General features: G+C 65.7%; 4 protein-coding genes and 3 pseudogenes. 2 read left to right on the plus strand and 5 right to left on the minus strand.

Annotated features, from left to right (window positions below; all coding sequences use genetic code 11):
- Nucleotides 1-80: 80 nt before the first annotated feature.
- Nucleotides 81-317 (minus strand): annotated as a pseudogene (locus ABD369_RS40055) (DDE-type integrase/transposase/recombinase); the annotation flags it as partial.
- Nucleotides 310-420: pseudogene (locus ABD369_RS40060) on the minus strand (IS5/IS1182 family transposase); the annotation flags it as partial. The pseudogenes ABD369_RS40055 and ABD369_RS40060, both read right to left, overlap by 8 nt.
- A 28-nt stretch (nt 421-448) precedes the next feature.
- On the opposite strand from ABD369_RS40060, the pseudogene ABD369_RS40065 reads away from it, so the two are divergent.
- Nucleotides 449-565 (plus strand): annotated as a pseudogene (locus ABD369_RS40065) (hypothetical protein); the annotation flags it as partial.
- Between the two features lie 45 nt (nt 566-610).
- On the opposite strand, the gene ABD369_RS40070 reads toward ABD369_RS40065, so the two are convergent.
- A complete protein-coding gene (locus tag ABD369_RS40070) occupies nt 611-1687 on the minus strand; it encodes a transposase (RefSeq protein ID WP_344641573.1) in 1077 nt (358 codons plus the stop codon).
- Nucleotides 1688-1902: 215 nt separating this feature from the next.
- On the opposite strand from ABD369_RS40070, the gene ABD369_RS40075 reads away from it, so the two are divergent.
- Entirely contained in the window at nt 1903-2211 is a 309-nt protein-coding gene (locus tag ABD369_RS40075) for a hypothetical protein (RefSeq protein ID WP_344641574.1), read from the plus strand.
- 455 nt (nt 2212-2666) lie between these two features.
- Here ABD369_RS40075 and ABD369_RS40080 read toward each other — a convergent pair whose 3' ends face one another.
- Nucleotides 2667-3695 (minus strand): hypothetical protein, encoded by a 1029-nt coding sequence (locus ABD369_RS40080; RefSeq protein WP_344641575.1) that lies wholly within the window; start codon nt 3693-3695, stop codon nt 2667-2669.
- 69 nt (nt 3696-3764) lie between these two features.
- On the minus strand, nt 3765-4280 hold the full coding sequence (locus ABD369_RS40085; protein ID WP_344641576.1) for a hypothetical protein: 516 nt from the start codon (nt 4278-4280) through the stop codon (nt 3765-3767).
- Between the last annotated feature and the right edge of the window lie 138 nt (nt 4281-4418).

The raw sequence follows: 4418 nt of genomic DNA on the forward strand, positions 1-4418 counted from the left end.
ACGGCGGGCGACCCGCCTTCAGTGCCGCACGAGCCCTTCCCTGAGCCACAACAACCTCCTCGATCGAGGTGTTGCGACGATCAGTTGAATCCGCCTTCGCTGCCGCGATCCGAGTGGAAGATCACGCCGTCCACGTCGCCGCCCCTGGTGGCCGAGGCCGTCTTGAGCGAGGCGCCGACCAGTTCGGCGTCGTGGTGGGCGCCCATCGCGTAGCCGAGCAGACGGCGGGAGAACAGGTCGATGACCGTGGCCAGGTAGAGCTTGCCCTCGCCCGTGTCGATCTCGGTCATGTCCCCGCCCCAGAGCACGTTCGGCGCGGCGGCCTCGGATCGTGGCGGCCGAGCAGGTCGAGTCCGCTATCGCCTCGTAGGAGCAGCCGAACCGCAGGACTTGGAGCAGCTTGTCGAAGACGATCCGGTTCCAGGAGCCCTATGCCAGCGCGAAGCGCGTGTTCTGGATCGTCGACAACGGCTCCTCCCACCGAGGCAAGAAGGCCGCCGACCGGCTCACCGCCGCGTTCCCGAACGCGGTGATGGTGCATACCCCCATCCATGCCTCATGGTTGAACCAGGTGGAGATCTACTTCTCCGTCGTCCAGCGCAAGGTCGTCTCACCCAACGACTTCACCGACCTCTTCCAGGTCGGGGACCGGCTCCGAGCCTTCGAAGACCGCTACAACGCCACAGCACAGCCGTTCCAGTGGAAGTTCACCACCTCCGACCTGGACGATCTGCTGGCCAGGCTCGACCGGCACACCGCCGATCACCAGGAAGATCCTCACTCCGCCTCGTCGCATGATCAACCCCCGAAGACTTCCGGAGCCGACCACTAAGTGGACCAATGTGCCCTCGACGAGGGGCAGTTCGCCCTCGTGGTCGGCCCAGGGGCCGCGCCGGTCCGGCTTGGGGTGCAGTCGGCCCCAGCAGCGGGCGAGGACCTCGCCGAAGCGGTCGTGGATGCCGGCGGACTCCTGGACAGGGGCGGGGTGGGTGGCCGGGTCGGCGAGGCGGAACTCCGCTCCGTGGCGGGGCGGGCGCCCGGGCCGGTGCCCGCGGCGCTTCCCGGCTGGTCCATGCATCACCCGGTCCGCGCGGATGCGTCCCAGTAGCCGGACCGGCGCGTCGCGCAGCAGCCAGGTCAGTCGCACGAGGTCGTAGCCGGAGTCCATGACGAACAGGATCGGCGGGTCACCCGCTTGCCATTGCCCGGCCTGTTCGAGACGGGCGAGAAACTCGCGGATCTGGGCCGCGGTGACCTCGGTGGGGTCGTCCTGGGGGCCCAGTCGCACTGCGTCCAGCGGGCCGGTCCACGAAGAGCGCCCACCGCCGAGGGCGGCGGCGACCTGGTAGGGCCAGGCGGGGATGGTCTGGCGCGCGCCGTCGCAGCGGCATGGGCGGTGGCAGTGCAACCGCTGCGGCGAGCACTCGGCGTCCGGGCGCGGCCAGGGCGTGACGTCCAGCGCGATGGACAGCTGCCGGTCCGTCCCGCGCGGCAGATCAAGGCCGGCCAGCGCCACGCGGAGGCGGGACACGGCGATGCGCCCCTGGGCGAGCACGTCGTACATCGCCCCGTGCCCGCGCCGGCGCACCGGCTCCAGTGACAGCTCCGGCAGCGAGATGACCGGCCCGTCGGCGCACAGGACCGCGTCCATCAGCTCGAACAGGGCATCCGCCGCAGGGGCAGGCACTCGTAGAACTCGCGGCGAAACCGGGACAACCCGGCCAGAGCCCCGACGCGCGCGGCGTCATCTTGCAGACTGTCCATCACGGCCTTTGGGTGGATCCGTTGTCGACTTCAGCGAGAAGACACGATCACGCAAAGGCCGCCCGGCTGTCAGGCGAACGACAAACCCCACCAAGACATGATCTTGGTGGGGTTAATAGTCAAGCTAAGCTCAACCCTATGACCGCGTTCGACGACCTCACTCGCCTCATTCCTCCGCCGTCGCAACCGCTGTGGGCGCACGGAGACTGGGACGAGGTGGAGGCAGCACTCGGCGTCGGACTCCCGTCCGACTTCAAGCAGTTGGTCGGGGCCTACGGGGCCTACCACTTCGCCGAGTTCTTGACGCCCCTTACGCCCTTTGGCGGGCGAGACCTGCTGGTCGGGCCGGCGAAGCGGCTGTTGGGCCAGGAACGCAACTTCCGGGAGAGTAACCCCGAAGCTTGCCCGTACCCCTTCTACCCAGAGCCTGGCGGACTCCTGCCGTAGGCAGGAACCGACAATGGGACCGCGTGTGCTGGCTCACTGACGGGAAGCCGGACGAGTGGACCGTCGTCTGCTGGAATCCGAGGGGCTGATACTACGACGCGCATCCTGCGGGTGCGGTCGAGTTCCTGGTCGGCTGGCTCTCGGGGCACATCAACACCAGCGTCTTTCCAAAAGCCGCTGAGTTTGCCGAGGAGGACTGATCTACTGCCCATTGGGCATGGTCTCCGGCCTTGCCGCCCGCACCAACTTCAGCCACCCAGCCGCACGGATACTCACGACGGCGTCGCGTTGGTCGGCGAAGGCCACTAAGAGTCGGACGAGCTGGCCAATCAAGCTTCGGCGTAACAGCGATTCCCGCAGATTGCTCACAACTCGATACGCGCCCTAGAGCACTCCCTGAGTGGCCTCGGAACGAGATCTCAAACGCGGTCTGAGTGGCCGCACTCGTGCACGTGTCATGCCGGGGGCTTCTGCAGCCAGTCTGCTTCGGTGGTCCAGAACATTTGGCGCGCACCGAGGTAGTCGTGGGCGAAGTCCGTGAACCGTTCGCGGGTGTACGGCTTACCGGTCTTGGGGTCCTTGGCGTTGATGTCGGGCTCCTGGACGGCCATCGCGACGAGGGGGAGGGCATCCTTGTATTCGTGGAGGAACTTGTAGGAGTTCTCCATCTGGTACTTCCGGTCCGGCAGGGTGTCCGGTCCTCCGATGCCGATCTTCTTGTCCCTGGCGAGGTCGAACATCTCCTTCATGCGCTTGTGGTCGTCGTCATCCGGCAGGAAGTTGATGTACTGGATGAACTGCGTCTTGGTGAAGACCTTCTTGCCGTAGCGCATGTTGTCGATCTCAGCATCGATGTAGGACTTCGAGGTGTACTTAGTCTGATCTTTCTTGGTGTCCACCTCGACCGCGGTCTCCGGAAGGTTCACCCCGGCGAACTCGCCGTCGAACTTCTCCGCCATCGCCTTCAGCATGGTCTGGAAGTCTGCTCGCACCTCTTTGTTCCACTGCGCGGCCATGGCCCCATGGGTGGTGGGGTTGTCAGGGTTCTCATCGACCGTCGGCGCGACCCCGCCCTCGTCCTTCACATATTGGGGAACATTGGCGTCCTTCACGGCTACATCGAAGAACCGATCCTGAACCTGGACGAACAGTTTCTTGTGGCGTCCCTGGAGATACTTCAGGGCATTGTCCAGCCGCGACCACTTGTACTCCCCCTTCTTCCCCTCAAGGGCCTTCCAGGGCACCACCACCTGTACGCCGCCGATGTCCGTACGGTCAATCATGGCCTTGACCTTCGGGTCCTCGCCGGACGTGGCATCCTCGAATGCGCCGAGCGACATGTACAGATTGTCCGTCACCTTGCCATGGGACACCGAGGCGGCGGCCTTGTCGGGGGCGGGAGCCGCGGCGGCCACCCCGACGGTGGCCGTCAAGGTCACGGCCGTGAGGACAACAGATCCGACCGCACCACGTTGCATCATCATGAACGAGACGCTAGGGAAACGTTCTAAGTGAAAGATAAGAGCGTCCGTCGTCACTCCCAGTGTCGGCACTCACCGCCACCGAATCTGACTGCCTGTCAGGCGTTCACCCCGAACAACAGGTCCGGCAGGTCGATCTTCGGGAGCATCCTCTCGACCCGCCGGCTCTGCGTCCACTCGCTTTGCGGGCATGGCACTTTGGAAATGGTCCGAGTTGTAGTTGTTGCCCCACTTCAGCAACCCTCCCTCGGCCGGGAACAACGGGTACGGGCACTCGTCGTAGTCCCCGTCCCGGTAGACCTCGGCCAGCCAGGCGCAGTGTCCGTAGGGCTCCGTCGTGTTGTACAGGAACCCCTCGAAACCGGGCGGCTGCCCGACCTGGGGACTGGGCGCTGCCGATGGTGTGTAGATGTGCGGCTCGTCGCTGATACTGACCATGCCGTACCGGTCGGCGAACGCCCGGTAGTCCGCGGGCAGCTGGAAACCGAGCACCTCGGGCCCGAGCTCCCACGGAACCGGGACCACTCCGCCCGCAGGCGGCGGCCCGATGACCGCGCCGAGCCGGTCCAGCATCTCCTCGATGTCCACGTCCACTCCCGTCAGCCGCTCGTTCCCGCCGGAGGCTATCCGCTTAGCTTGATCTTTAACCTGTGCGGCCGTAGTGCTGGTCGAGCGTCTCGGCGCGTTTGACGGTCTTTCCCGGTGTGTGGCGGGGTGCTCTCGCTC

Origin of the sequence: Kitasatospora cystarginea (genome assembly GCF_039533515.1) — a bacterium.
Lineage (GTDB): Bacteria > Actinomycetota > Actinomycetes > Streptomycetales > Streptomycetaceae > Kitasatospora > Kitasatospora cystarginea.

Excerpts from the sequence above, each read along its gene's own strand:
- ABD369_RS40075 (WP_344641574.1), top strand. The coding sequence starts at position 1,903 with ATGACCGCGTTCGACGACCTCACTCGCCTCATTCCTCCGCCGTCGCAA.
- ABD369_RS40080 (WP_344641575.1), bottom strand. The coding sequence starts at position 3,695 with ATGATGATGCAACGTGGTGCGGTCGGATCTGTTGTCCTCACGGCCGTG.